This is a genomic window from Reinekea forsetii, assembly GCF_002795845.1.
GTDB lineage: Bacteria > Pseudomonadota > Gammaproteobacteria > Pseudomonadales > Natronospirillaceae > Reinekea > Reinekea forsetii.
The window spans coordinates 3,155,975-3,168,513 of record NZ_CP011797.1; the positions used below are offsets into that span (position 1 = coordinate 3,155,975).

The 12,539-nt window shown below is 52.4% G+C and carries 12 protein-coding genes; 4 read left to right on the forward strand and 8 right to left on the reverse strand.

The features are described from left to right. The first annotated feature begins 84 nt into the window (after positions 1 to 84). Together REIFOR_RS14385 and REIFOR_RS14390 are read left to right on the forward strand one after the other, a co-directional pair. Positions 85 to 1,071 (forward strand): ABC transporter permease, encoded by a 987-nt coding sequence (locus REIFOR_RS14385; RefSeq protein WP_100258229.1) that lies wholly within the window; start codon positions 85 to 87, stop codon positions 1,069 to 1,071. A 139-nt stretch (positions 1,072 to 1,210) separates the two neighbouring features. Further along, positions 1,211 to 2,059, forward strand: a complete 849-nt coding sequence (locus REIFOR_RS14390; RefSeq protein WP_100258230.1) for an ABC transporter ATP-binding protein — start codon at positions 1,211 to 1,213, stop codon at positions 2,057 to 2,059. A 290-nt stretch (positions 2,060 to 2,349) separates the two neighbouring features. On the opposite strand, the gene REIFOR_RS14395 is transcribed toward REIFOR_RS14390, so the two are convergent. From REIFOR_RS14395 to grpE, 5 genes are all read right to left on the reverse strand, one after another. Then, entirely contained in the window at positions 2,350 to 3,435 is a 1,086-nt protein-coding gene (locus REIFOR_RS14395; RefSeq protein WP_100258231.1) for a hypothetical protein, read from the reverse strand. Between the two features lie 597 nt (positions 3,436 to 4,032). After that, positions 4,033 to 4,839, reverse strand: a complete 807-nt coding sequence (gene dapB, locus REIFOR_RS14400) for a 4-hydroxy-tetrahydrodipicolinate reductase (RefSeq protein ID WP_100258232.1) — start codon at positions 4,837 to 4,839, stop codon at positions 4,033 to 4,035. 146 nt (positions 4,840 to 4,985) lie between these two features. After that, the gene (gene dnaJ / locus REIFOR_RS14405; RefSeq protein ID WP_100258233.1) at positions 4,986 to 6,101 is read right to left on the reverse strand and encodes a molecular chaperone DnaJ; all 1,116 of its coding nucleotides are present in this window, start codon (positions 6,099 to 6,101) and stop codon (positions 4,986 to 4,988) included. Between the two features lie 121 nt (positions 6,102 to 6,222). Beyond that, the gene (gene dnaK / locus REIFOR_RS14410; protein ID WP_100258234.1) at positions 6,223 to 8,142 is read right to left on the reverse strand and encodes a molecular chaperone DnaK; all 1,920 of its coding nucleotides are present in this window, start codon (positions 8,140 to 8,142) and stop codon (positions 6,223 to 6,225) included. 86 nt (positions 8,143 to 8,228) lie between these two features. Next, entirely contained in the window at positions 8,229 to 8,834 is a 606-nt protein-coding gene (gene grpE, locus REIFOR_RS14415; protein WP_100258235.1) for a nucleotide exchange factor GrpE, read from the reverse strand. Between the two features lie 215 nt (positions 8,835 to 9,049). Here grpE and recN point away from each other — a divergent pair, with 215 nt between their 5' ends. After that, positions 9,050 to 10,723 carry a DNA repair protein RecN gene (recN, locus tag REIFOR_RS14420; protein WP_100258236.1) on the forward strand — a complete coding sequence of 558 codons (1,674 nt, stop codon included), beginning with the start codon at positions 9,050 to 9,052 and terminating at the stop codon, positions 10,721 to 10,723. Between the two features lie 78 nt (positions 10,724 to 10,801). Here recN and REIFOR_RS14425 read toward each other — a convergent pair whose 3' ends face one another. Both REIFOR_RS14425 and fur read right to left on the reverse strand, forming a co-directional pair. Continuing rightward, positions 10,802 to 11,287 (reverse strand): TlpA family protein disulfide reductase, encoded by a 486-nt coding sequence (locus tag REIFOR_RS14425; protein WP_100258237.1) that lies wholly within the window; start codon positions 11,285 to 11,287, stop codon positions 10,802 to 10,804. Positions 11,288 to 11,427: 140 nt separating this feature from the next. Beyond that, entirely contained in the window at positions 11,428 to 11,835 is a 408-nt protein-coding gene (gene fur / locus REIFOR_RS14430; RefSeq protein ID WP_227003698.1) for a ferric iron uptake transcriptional regulator, read from the reverse strand. Positions 11,836 to 11,968: 133 nt separating this feature from the next. On the opposite strand from fur, the gene REIFOR_RS14435 reads away from it, so the two are divergent. After that, positions 11,969 to 12,208 (forward strand): outer membrane protein assembly factor BamE, encoded by a 240-nt coding sequence (locus REIFOR_RS14435; RefSeq protein WP_158524400.1) that lies wholly within the window; start codon positions 11,969 to 11,971, stop codon positions 12,206 to 12,208. 9 nt (positions 12,209 to 12,217) lie between these two features. Here REIFOR_RS14435 and REIFOR_RS14440 read toward each other — a convergent pair whose 3' ends face one another. Beyond that, positions 12,218 to 12,526, reverse strand: a complete 309-nt coding sequence (locus REIFOR_RS14440) for an RnfH family protein (protein ID WP_100258239.1) — start codon at positions 12,524 to 12,526, stop codon at positions 12,218 to 12,220. Positions 12,527 to 12,539 lie beyond the last annotated feature (13 nt).

Sequence of the window (12,539 nt, forward strand, 5' to 3'; positions counted from 1 at the left end):
GTTCGCACGTTGCCCAACCAAGCTCTACTGTTTATTGCCCGGCCCTCGGCCGGGCAGTGTTACTCTTCCATGAGGTCGATAAGCATGACCAGTCAAGCCCAGCCCAATCCTGTCGGGCGGTCTAAAATACCGCTGCCCAGTCTGAACCTATCCTCAGCATTGGCCCTGATCCTCCCCGCCATGGGGATTAGCCTGTTTCTGTTACTCTGGAGCGCTGCGGCACCGCGTATCGATACGTCCTTGGGTGCCTTTCCGGGCCCCGGGCAAGTACTCGACCAGGCTCAGACCCTGCTAGCAGAACACCAACAGGAACGCGCCAAGGAAGTCGGCTTTTACCAACGCCAAACTGAACGCAATGCCGACCGTTTGGCCACCGATCCGAATTACGACGCAAAAATTCGGCCCTATACCGGCAAACCCACCTTCGTCGATCAAATTGGCACCAGCTTGATTACGGTGATTGCCGGCTTTTTGCTGGCCAGCGCGATCGCCATTCCGTTGGGTATCTTTATGGGCCTGTCGGAACGGCTTAACCAAACCCTGAATCCGATCGTACAGATTTTAAAACCGGTTTCTCCCTTAGCCTGGTTACCCTTGGTGACCATGGTGGTCAGCGCCGTCTATGTCTCGGACGATCCCTATTTTCAAAAATCCTTTATTACCTCATTAATTACCGTCAGCCTATGTTCGCTCTGGCCAACCTTGCTCAATACCACGGTCGGCGTGGCCAATATCGATCAGGACCTGATGAATGTCAGCAAGGTCCTACGCCTCTCTACCCTGACACATATTCGTAAGATCGTCCTACCGGCCTCGATTCCGATGGTGTTTACCGGCTTACGGCTGTCGATGGGCACAGCCTGGATGGTCTTGATAGCGGCCGAGATGCTGGCGCAAAACCCAGGTTTGGGTAAGTTTGTCTGGGATGAATTTCAGAATGGCAGCTCCAACTCCTTGGCGCGCATTATTGTCGCCGTGCTCACCATCGGCTTCGTCGGCTATTGCCTCGATCGGATCATGCTATTCATTCAGCAGCGAGTGAATTGGGATAAGAACACCCAGGTGCGCTAACCGGGTAACCCGTTTTAATCTCCTGTCTTGCGGCCCTGTTTTGTAAACAAGTTTTTGTGACCGAGTAAGACGCAAACAGGGTTTCAGTTTTTTAGATCAAGCGTCGCTCGCAGCTGGGCACGCACAGAGGAATGTCGTTATGTCTAAACCCCATTTGGAATTATCGGCCGTCGGTATTGAGTTTGCCACGCCGACGGGCAGCTTTCGCGCCCTGGACAACGTGAATTTAAAAATCAACCAGGGCGAATTTATTTCCCTGATCGGCCATTCCGGCTGCGGTAAGTCGACCGTGCTCAATATCGTCGCCGGGCTCTATCAGGCCAGTGAGGGCGGCGCCCTACTCGACGGCCGAGAGGTCAATGAGCCAGGCCCGGAACGCGCTGTGGTGTTCCAAAATCACAGCCTACTGCCCTGGCTAACGGCCTATGAAAATGTCGAACTGGCAGTCAATCAGGTCTTTACCCGGACCATGTCCAAGCCGGAGAAGCGAGAGTGGATTGAACACAATCTGGCCTTGGTGCACATGAGCCATGCCATACACAAGCGTCCCAGCGAACTGTCTGGCGGCATGAAGCAACGGGTCGGCATCGCTCGCGCCCTGTCGATGCAACCGCAGGTCCTGCTGATGGATGAGCCCTTTGGCGCCTTGGACGCTCTGACTCGAGCCCATCTACAAGATTCCTTGATGGAGATCCAAGCGCAACTGGGCAATACGGTGATTATGATCACCCACGATGTTGACGAGGCCGTGCTGCTATCCGATCGCATCGTGATGATGACCAACGGGCCGGCCGCGACCGTCGGCGAAGTTCTCACCATCGAGCTGGAGAGGCCCAGGAACCGACTGGCGCTGGCCGATGATCCGATCTATAACCGCTACCGTTCGGAAGTGTTACGCTTCTTGTATGAGAAGCAACGCAAGGTAGCCGATATCGGCGACGCTAAGCTGGACAGGATAGAACCTGAGGGCAAACGCGCGGTTGCCTAGATACAAAGGGTTTAGGAATAGCAGGGAATAGCAGGGAATAGCAGGAATCATAATAGCGTAAAATGAAAAACGCCTCGAATGAGGCGTTTTTTATGGGCTGAACTAAGGCTCGCAGTGCCCCTAGGGGCATTATAGTCAGGTTTAGGGTTCATCCCTGACCAATGCGCCTAACCTTAAGACAAGATATGAGAGGACGACTGCTGCCGTCCTGGGCTTATCATTAGGTCTCGCCCATAAAAAAACCAACCCGAAGGTTGGTCTTATGTTCTAGGTTTCAGACGAGTCTGAACTTAGAAAGAGTACTTAGCACCCAATGTAACGCTGTTAGTCGCGTCACCTTGCATGGCGTAATCACCGTAGTAAGAAACACCAGAAGCAGCAGAGTAAGTCGCGTTCAACTCGATCAAAGCGTCAGAAGCTGTAGCAGCATCGAACTCTCCGAGGGTAACGTCTGCAGAGTAAGCCATCAGGCCAGCAGAGTAACCCAAACCAGCAGTCACTTCATCGCCAGCGTCAGCAAGTGTAGTCATCTTGTAACCGGCAGACAATGTGATCACGTCAATAGCGTAAGAAACACCACCGAACATCTCTTCGTCGTCTGTAGTCTCGGTGCTAGGCTCCAAGTAACCAACAGTCAGAGTCGCGCCGGCAACTGTAGTAGTCGCGTTAACCGCATAATCTGTATCAGTAGCGCCAGCAGTGTCGCTAGTGTAGTTCAGTGCAGCCATAACGGTTGCGATATCAGCGCTGTAAGTTGCAGCAGCACCGACAAACATCGGCGCGTCTAAGCCCAGTTCAGAACCGAGTGCACTAGCCTTCATTTGGCCTTCAACAACATAGGCCAAAGAACCAGCAGCACCAGCGTATTGAGCAGAAGCAATGATAGAAGTACCAGTTGTGTTGGCTTCATCGCCACCCAACTGAACAGTAACGCCTTCAGCTGCGACATAACGGAAGGCAATTCCGTCTTCCATGTCGTCATCACCGGCCATAGTAACAGAGGCATCGATGTATTCATCAGTAGACATAAGCCCGCCAACCTGACCGAAGGACAGGTTGCCGTCAGTAACGACTAAGTCGCCCAGAGTAGCAGTAACACCAGTATCTTCGTCAGACTCAATACCTAAAGAGCCAGAAAAAGGACCGTTTGTTACAGCAACTTCCATAGAGATGCCATATAGGAAGTCATCATCATCGTTCAAATCTACGTCGAAAGTAGAATCAAGAGGAGTCAGAACTTCGGTAGCGCCAGCCATGTTATAAATAACACGAGCATCCAGAGCACCGGAAAAAGTTGTAGTTGTTTCTGTATCAGCCGCAAGTGCTTGACCAGAGATAGCAGCAGCGAGAGCAGTAACTGCAAAAATAGCTTTCATTAGATTCCCCTATTTTTATTATCAAACCTGGTTAAAAGACCAGAGTAATTGATAGGATTTGTAATTCGGAATGAATTACTTTTCCTTGTTATCGTTAACCCTGCATACAATTATCTCAAAAAGCATGCGGTGTCAAAACGTTACTGTGACAAACTAACTAACTAAGATGTCATCTATATTATGATAGGCGATTCTCATCGGCTGGGTAGAAGACTTCTTGTCATTTATTTTTATCCCAGGGCTGGCCGGTGAGCCGAACAGCCATCGCCAACTATAAAAACAGAGCGGCACGGTCCGGTCAACCCCTTTTTTCGCCCTAAGGCCCAGTATTTAAGCTTTTCCCCCCGATCGAATCCCACCTTGATCAAAATCAACTCATGTAGACTGTCATTTTGAATGACTAACTAGCTTTTCAGGTCGAAATCAACACTTTGAGCAAAATGGCCTTATTGGTAGTAGAGTCTTAACAGTTGGCCATAAGTTGTTCAATTTTGGTGCTTTTATGATCAACAATCAACCTAACTGGCCGGCCCGACCCCCTAAGTATAGTCGAACCTTCCGCCCTAACTCCAACTGGCAGGGGAAAATTTCCGGTGCCTAACGAAAACCTAGGACATCTTCCATGTTATACAGGCCCAATTTGTCCTGATCGGCTAACCATTGAGCCGCTTTGAGCGCCCCGCGCGCGAAGGTTTGGCGACTGCTAGCCTTATGGCTGATTTCCAAGCGCTCGCCCTCGGCGGCAAACAACACAGTATGCTCACCGACTGTGTCACCGCCACGTAAGGACGCGAAGCCGATGGTGCCAGGGGCTCGTGCGCCAACTTGACCGGCGCGATCGGTAACCGCTAAGGCTTGCAACGGCTGGCCCAGCGCCTCGGCGACGGCCTCGCCCATCATCAGAGCGGTACCGCTGGGCGCATCGACCTTATGGCGGTGGTGCGCCTCGATAATCTCGATATCGCTATCCGCACCCATGACTCGGGTTGCCAGGCGCAGTAGTTGCAGTGACAGGTTAACGCCCACCGAGTAATTGCCGGCGTAGACCACGGCTAGTCGATCAGCATAGCTATTCATCTCGATCAGTTGCTCGGCGTTAAAACCGGTGGTGCCAATCACCACACCTGAGCGATGCTTAAGGGCTGCCGCGAGATTGTCCAGCGTGGCCTGTGGCGCGGTAAAGTCAATTAGAATGGTGTCGGAGGCGAGTAGGCTGGACAAATCACTACTGAGCGCGATATCCAGTCGCCCACGGCCGATTAGTTCACCGACATCCGCGCCAATCAGGCTAGAATCGGCCTTAACCACGGCGCCGACCAATTGCAGCTGCGGATTGTCCAAGACCGCACTCAGAAGCGCTCGGCCCATACGGCCGTCGGCCCCGGTGATAATGATTTTTTGCATCTGTGGCTCTCTCGTTAGTTAACGGCTGTGAGTATAGGGAACATTCGGTTCAAAAAAAAAGGCCTAACAGCGCCATTGGTGCACTATTAAGCCTTTTCACCAGCCTCTTTTCGATCAGAGACCCTGGTTGGGTGGCACTGACAGGCCTAGACCTCGTCGAAGAACTTCTTCACCCCGTCAAACCAGCCCTTGCTGCGCGGTGAGTGTTTCTTGCCCTCGAGACTTTGCTGCAACTCTTGCAACAATTCCTTTTGCCGAGCCGTCAAATGCACGGGCGTTTCGATCACCACACGGCACATCAGGTCGCCAACGGCTTGGCCGCGAACTGGCTTAACGCCCTTGCCGCGCAAACGGAAGAGTTTACCGGTCTGAGTTTCGTGCGGAATCTTCAGCTTAACCCGACCCTCTAGGGTCGGCACTTCCAATTCGCCACCCAAGGCGGCTTCGGTCATGCTGATAGGCACTTCACAATAGAGATTGGCCCCGTCGCGCTCGAAGATTTCATGCTGCTTCACATGCACTTCAACATAGAGATCCCCGGCCGGTCCGCCGTGACGACCGGCTTCGCCTTCACCGGAGAGGCGAATGCGATCACCGGTGTCGACGCCCGGTGGTACCTTGACGTTGAGGGTTTTCGTCTCTTCTTTAACGCCACGACCGTAACACCCGGTACAGGGGTCCTTGATGATCTTGCCAGCACCGGAGCAGGCCGGGCAGGTTTGCTGCACGGCGAAGAAGCCCTGCTGCATGCGCACCTGGCCCGAACCACCACATGTGGTGCAGCCGATCGGCGAGGTGCCCTTCTTGGCACCAGAACCGGCGCAAATACCACAATTGGCCAGCGATGGAATCCGGATAGTCTTTTCGATGCCGCGAACGGCCTCTTCCAGAGTGAGTTCCATATTGTATTTTAGGTCTGAGCCACGCTGTACTGACGATCGCCCGCGACCGCCACTGCCGCCGAATATATCGCCAAAGACATCGCCAAAGATATCGCTGAAACCGCCCGCACCCTGACCGCCCTGACCGGCTTGGCCGTTGACACCAGCATGGCCGAACTGGTCGTAGGCCTGTCGTTTCTGGCTGTCGGACAAGACCTCATAGGCCTCATTGATCTCTTTGAATTTGCCTTCAGACTCTTTGTCGTCCGGGTTCCGATCGGGATGAAATTTCATCGCCATACGACGATAAGCCTTCTTGATTTCCTTTTCGTCGGTACCCTTGGCTACACCCAGAATCTCGTAATAGTCGCGCTGTGACATAATGCTGATTGCCTTACTCAATACAAAAACGCGGGTCGATGACCCGCGATTTAACCATCCTGTATCAGCCTAGAAGCGGCACGCTAAGGTGCGCCCGGTCGGCCGGTTATCGGGATATCACTTACTTATCTTTAACTTCTTCAAACTCTGCATCCACTGCGTCGTCAGCACTTTCGGCAGATGCATCGGCACCGGCTTCGGGTCCTGCACCGGCTTCTTGAGCGGCGTCGGCATAGATTTTCTGTGAAAATGCAGAAGAGGCTTCGCTCAGGGCTTCTACAGCCTTGTCGATCGCTTCCTTGTCTTCATCCTTAATGGCAGCTTCTACCGCGACACAGGCCGCTTCGATGCTTTCTTTCTCTTCGTCCGTGGCCTTGTCACCATTTTCTTTCAGTGACTTGCGCGTGGCATGAACCAGGCCATCGGCGGTGTTACGCGCTTGGGCAAGTTGTTCAAACTTCAGGTCTTCTTCGGCATTGGCTTCGGCGTCTTTAATCATCTGATCGATTTCTTCATCGGACAGACCGGAGTTGGCCTTGATGATGATCGATTGCTCCTTGCCGGTGCCCTTGTCTTTAGCCGAGACGTTCAGGATGCCGTTGGCGTCCAGGTCAAAGCTCACTTCAATCTGTGGTACACCGCGTGGTGACGGCGGAATATCGGCAAGGTCAAAACGCCCCAGGGATTTATTCTGACCGGCCATCTTACGCTCACCCTGCAGCACGTGAATGGTCACGGCGGCCTGGTTATCGTCTGCAGTAGAGAAGGTCTGGCTCTTCTTAGTTGGGATGGTGGTGTTCTTGTCGATCAGCGGCGTTAAGACACCACCCATGGTTTCAATACCCAGGGTTAATGGCGTCACGTCTAACAACAATACATCTTTCACTTCACCCGACAGAACGGCGCCCTGAATGGCTGCGCCAACAGCAACGGCTTCATCTGGGTTAACATCTTTGCGCGGCTCTTTACCGAAGAATTCAGCAACCTTGGCTTGGACCATCGGCATACGCGTTTGGCCACCCACCAGAATAACTTCATCGATATCGGAGATATCGTGGTCGGCATCCTTCAGAGCGATACGAACCGGCTCTAATGAGCGTTCGATCAAGTCTTCAACCAGTGATTCCAGCTTGGCGCGGGTGACCTTGACATTTAAGTGCTTCGGGCCACTGGCATCGGCGGTGATGTACGGCAGGTTTACGTCGGTCTGCGCGGCAGAGGACAGTTCAACCTTAGCCTTCTCGCCAGCTTCTTTCAAACGTTGCATTGCCAGGGCGTCGCCTTTTAGATCGATACCCGACTCTTTCTTGAAGGTTTCAGCCAGGTAGTTAATCATGCGCATGTCGAAGTCTTCGCCACCTAGGAAGGTGTCACCGTTGGTTGCCAGTACTTCAAACTGGTGCTCGCCATCGACTTCAGCAATTTCAATGATCGAGATATCGAAGGTACCGCCACCGAGGTCGTAGACCGCAATGACGCTGTCACCACGACGCTTGTCCATGCCGTATGCCAGTGCCGCAGCAGTAGGTTCGTTAATAATGCGTTTAACATCCAGACCGGCGATACGGCCAGCGTCTTTAGTGGCCTGACGCTGAGCGTCGTTAAAATAGGCCGGTACGGTGATAACCGCTTCACTGACAGATTCGCCCAGATAGTCTTCGGCCGTCTTCTTCATCTTCTTTAATATTTCGGCAGAAATCTGTGGTGGCGCTTTCTTGTCGCCCTTCACTTCAACCCACGCGTCACCGTTGTCGGCCTTGACGATCTTGTAGGGCACCATGGCGATGTCTTTTTGCACGACATCGTCTTCAAAGCGACGGCCAATCAAACGCTTTACCGCATAAACGGTGTTGGCGGGGTTGGTAACGGCTTGGCGCTTGGCAGACTGACCGACGAGGATTTCATCGTCATCTGTGTATGCAACGATCGATGGTGTGGTGCGATCGCCTTCAGAATTCTCGATAACTTTAGGCTTGCCGCCTTCCAGGACCGATACACACGAGTTGGTCGTGCCCAGGTCAATACCGATGATTTTGCCCATTCTAATTTACTCCGTAAAAGTTCGTTCTTGCGTGCTCAACGATATGTGAGCAATCAAATATATTTCAAGTCCTGACGCTGCGTAAATCAGGCTGTTTCATCAATCGTTTTGCTGGCAGCAGTGCCGCCCTTGCTGACCATCACCATGGCTGGGCGAATAAGCCGGCCATTGAGCAGATAGCCCTTTTGCATCACCGCTATCACGGTATTGGGTTCGACGTTCGGGTTTTCGACCATGGTCATTGCTTGGTGCAATTGTGGGTCAAAAGGATTGCCTTCCGGATCGATAGCTTCGATATTGAACTTAATAAAGAGGTCTTTCAGGCCCTTTAGGGTGAGATCGACCCCCTCTTTGAGCGATACCAGGTCGGCGCTCTCGCTTTCGCTCGATAACACCGCTCGTTCCAGATTGTCTGCCACCGCTAGCAGCTCGCGGGACAGTTTTTCCTGCCCGTACTTATGCGCGTTTTCGACATCTTTCTCGACCCGGCGACGCAGATTAGCCATTTCGGCTTCCGAGCGTAGGTACTGGTCGCGCATTTTGCTGGCTTCTTCTCGAGCAGCAGCTAATTGCACGACCAGATCACTCGACGCTTCGCTTTCGCTGGCCATCACGTCTTCCACCGTCACATCCTCAGGACTAACGGGCTCATTTACTGGCATTTCTTCAACTGACTTATCTTCACTGGTCATTGCTTACCCTATCCACTCAACACTGAACTTAACTGACGGCGGATTTAATTGGGGTTTACCCTTTCTTTTCAAGGGGGCTTTGCACGCTAGAACCAATAAAACTGTGTTAAAAACAGCAGTTCAAGGCTTTTTTAGTGTTCGCTGGTACAAACAACTTGATCGATAACCAGCTTAGCTGTATACATATACAGTATACGACCACAAGGAATTCCACCATGTTGAAGAATCTATTGATCCGAAATATTGCCATTGCCGATAATATCGACATCGATTGGCAGCCCGGCATGACCTCGATCTCGGGCGAGACCGGTGCCGGTAAGTCAATTTTGCTTAACAGCCTGAATCTGGCCTTGGGCGATCGCGCCGAAAGCAACATAGTGCGCCATGGTGAAAAGCGTGCCGAAGTGGTCGCATCCTTTAGCGTCGAGCGGATCCCGATGGCGGCAAAGTGGTTGCTCGAACGCGATCTCGATAATGGCGTGGAGTGCATTTTGCGTCGCATAGTGTCCAGTGACGGTCGATCGCGGGCCTTTATCAATGGTCAACCGGTGCCCTTGGCCGAACTTAAAACACTGGGCGAGTTTCTCATCGATATCCACAGCCAACATGCCCATCAGTCGCTGATGCGCACTGATACCCACCTTCGCATGCTCGATGAATATGCCGGTCTGGGCGCTAAAACAGCGCAAGTCAAGGACGCCTGGGTCAGTTGGCAGGGCCTCGATCGTAAGTTGAAACAGTTGGTGCAAAACACCGCCGAGAAAAACGCACGCTTGCAGCTGCTGCAATACCAATGCGATGAATTAGAAGAGTTAGATTTACAGGACGGTGAGGTCGAGCAACTCGAGGCCGATTTCAAACGGATAGATAAGAGTACTGTGCTATTAGCGGGCGCTCATTCGGCGTTAAGCAAGCTGGGCGATGATGGCGATATTGATCTGACCCAAGAGTTAAAAAGTGCCTTACATTTATTGCAGGGTTTGAACGACAGTTCAACGCACCTGACCAATGCCTTAAGTTTGCTCGACAGTGCTCTGATTCAAATTGAGGAAAGCAGCCACGATCTAAACAGCTATATCGAGAGTTTTGTGGTTGATGACGAAACCCGGTTTCAGATTGAGGAACGGCTCAATCAAATCCATGAATTGGCTCGAAAGCATCGGGTTAATTCGCCCGATTTGGTCGCGCATCAACAAACTTTGCTCGCCGAGCTCGCCGAGCTGAAAAACGATGACGAATTGCTCGTTGGCCTGAGCGACGATGTCGAGCGTCGCAAGCTGACCTATATTAAACTGGCAACCGCCCTGTCCAAACTGCGCAAAAAGAAGGCCTGCACCTTTGCTGAGGAGGTCGTTGAGAAGTTGAACCAACTGGCCATGCCCGGTGCCAAGTTTAGCCTACAATTTAATCCGGAGGGACGCGCCTCCTCCGTCGGCATCGATCAGGTCGAATACCTCATCAGCCTCAACCCGGGTCAGCCATTGCAAGCCTTGGCTAAGGTGGCTTCCGGTGGTGAATTGTCACGCGTATCGCTCGCAATTCAGGTGGTCTGTGCCGAACATTCGACCATCCCTACCTTAGTATTTGATGAGGTGGATGTCGGCATCAGTGGTGCCACGGCAGAAATAGTGGGCCATATGCTGCGGTCGGTTGGTGCCCGGGGTCAGGTAATCTGCGTGACCCACTTACCGCAAGTCGCGTCTTTGGGTCACAACCATTGCATTGTGCAAAAGGTCCAGGGGTTGGAAACCACCAGTACTCATATCCACCAACTGCAAGCAGACCAACGCATCGATGAAATCGCGCGCATGCTCGGCGGCATCGATATCACGGCGCAAACGCGTGCTCATGCCGCAGAAATGCTACAGAGCCATTTACACGCTCACTAATGCTTCAACCCTCAGGTATGACAACAAAAAAAGCCCGCAAGCGGGCTTTTTTTGTTCTTTGTGCGCGCGGCCTAGGGCCTATTGAGCCGCCAACTCCAACAATAGTGCCTTGGTTTTGGCCTTGCCGGCGAAGCCGGCCTTAACCGTGTGCACAATGCCGTCCTTGCCCACTATATAGGCAGTCGGGAATCCCTTGGGTTGAAAGAACTCGACTATTTTTTGCGTGCGATCGGAGACATTCAAGAAATTGACCGGTGTTTTAAGAAGAAATTTATTCGCCAAGGCCACGTCTTCATCGGTGTTAATACCGAGGAAAAACACATTAGTGCCCTGCAGTTCGGTGTTCAGTTCGCTCAGTATAGGGAAGGACTCCTTACAGGTGGTACACCAACTGGCCCAAAAATCCACATAGAGCACCCGGCCTGTCAATTGAGCGGTATCCAGCACCTTGCCATCCAGAGTGGGTATTTTGAACGCGGGGAAGGCATCGCCTTCTTGGACATCGGCAAAACTTAATCCTGCGAGTATCACCGAAAACAACCAAACCGTTAACTGCTTATGCATCTGCCCGATCCTCAAAATGATTAGCCGTATTGACCGTTAGCAGAATTATAGCCGTTGAACCTTAATATTACCTGAAACGCGTCACACAATTGGCCAAGACAGTTTTGCTCAGCGGTGCGCCGACGGCGGCAGGTTGCTATTCACTCGGCCTTTTTGACGTAGAGGACAAGGCTGTGGCCGACGATCGTTAAGCCATGCTCAGCCGCTATCTGATGCTGGCGTTGCTCGATCAAGCTGTCGACAAACTCGATCACCTCACCGGTCTTGATATTGATCATATGGTCGTGGTGATCGTCGGTCGCCAATTCATAGATGGCATGGGTGCCATCGAAGTTATGCTTGGTGATTAGGCCGGCAGCTTCAAACTGGGTTAAGACCCGATAGACGGTCGCCAGGCCAACGTCCTCACCGGTCTCCTGCAGGGCTTTGTATATATCCTCGGCACTGAGATGGCCACTATCATTGGTTGCAAACATCTGCAGGATTTTCACCCTCGGCAGGGTGACCTTAAGGCCCGCATCTTTCAAATCTTGATTCTGTGTCGCCACCTTCTCGTCTCCGAATAAATGTGTACAATGTCCGGCATCAATTACCGCGAACAAAAGGATGAATTCATTGCGCGCCAGACTATCAAACTTTGGGTTACTGTGCCTAGTTGCATTCGCACTCTCCGCCTGTGGCATGTTACAACCCTACCAAGCTGAACTTGGTCAGGGCAATGTGGTTCGGCCCGAGCAGATCGATCAGCTGATTATCGGCCAGACCCCCGAGCAGGTGACCTTTATCTTGGGCAGTCCGCTGTTGACAGGTGAGCAAACCCAGGTGCGCTGGGTCTATCCAATCTATGACTCGGCAACCGGCTTTTCCAATCTGATCATCTACTTCTCGGCCGGACGGGTTGCCAACATTGAACAAAACTAACCCGATCACCTAGCCCTTAGGGGATTGCGCTTTCTCGCCCTTGGTTTTAGCCGCGCGATTCAAGCGTGCCTGCTTAGGGTCGATAGTCAGGGGGCGGTATATTTCAATACGGTCACCAGCTGCTACCAGCTGAGCCTCCGGCTGGGCTACCTTACGCCCGAACAGCCCAAGCGGGGCAATGCTGACATCCAAGCCAGGAAAGGTCTTAGCAATGCCGCTGAGCAGCACGGCGCTGCGCAAATCGGTATGCTCAGGCACCGAAAGCGCCAGAACCAGCTGCTGTTCGGGTGTTGCATAGGCCACTTCTATTTCGATCATTGCATGCTCCTTA

Coding starts and splice junctions, on each gene's coding strand:
- REIFOR_RS14435 (WP_158524400.1), top strand. CDS start 11,969: ATGTTACAACCCTACCAAGCTGAACTTGGTCAGGGCAATGTGGTTCGG.
- dapB (WP_100258232.1), bottom strand. CDS start 4,839: ATGCAAAAAATCATTATCACCGGGGCCGACGGCCGTATGGGCCGAGCG.
- REIFOR_RS14440 (WP_100258239.1), bottom strand. CDS start 12,526: ATGATCGAAATAGAAGTGGCCTATGCAACACCCGAACAGCAGCTGGTT.
- REIFOR_RS14425 (WP_100258237.1), bottom strand. CDS start 11,287: ATGCATAAGCAGTTAACGGTTTGGTTGTTTTCGGTGATACTCGCAGGA.
- grpE (WP_100258235.1), bottom strand. CDS start 8,834: ATGACCAGTGAAGATAAGTCAGTTGAAGAAATGCCAGTAAATGAGCCC.
- dnaJ (WP_100258233.1), bottom strand. CDS start 6,101: ATGTCACAGCGCGACTATTACGAGATTCTGGGTGTAGCCAAGGGTACC.
- dnaK (WP_100258234.1), bottom strand. CDS start 8,142: ATGGGCAAAATCATCGGTATTGACCTGGGCACGACCAACTCGTGTGTA.
- recN (WP_100258236.1), top strand. CDS start 9,050: ATGTTGAAGAATCTATTGATCCGAAATATTGCCATTGCCGATAATATC.
- REIFOR_RS14395 (WP_100258231.1), bottom strand. CDS start 3,435: ATGAAAGCTATTTTTGCAGTTACTGCTCTCGCTGCTGCTATCTCTGGT.
- REIFOR_RS14390 (WP_100258230.1), top strand. CDS start 1,211: ATGTCTAAACCCCATTTGGAATTATCGGCCGTCGGTATTGAGTTTGCC.
- REIFOR_RS14385 (WP_100258229.1), top strand. CDS start 85: ATGACCAGTCAAGCCCAGCCCAATCCTGTCGGGCGGTCTAAAATACCG.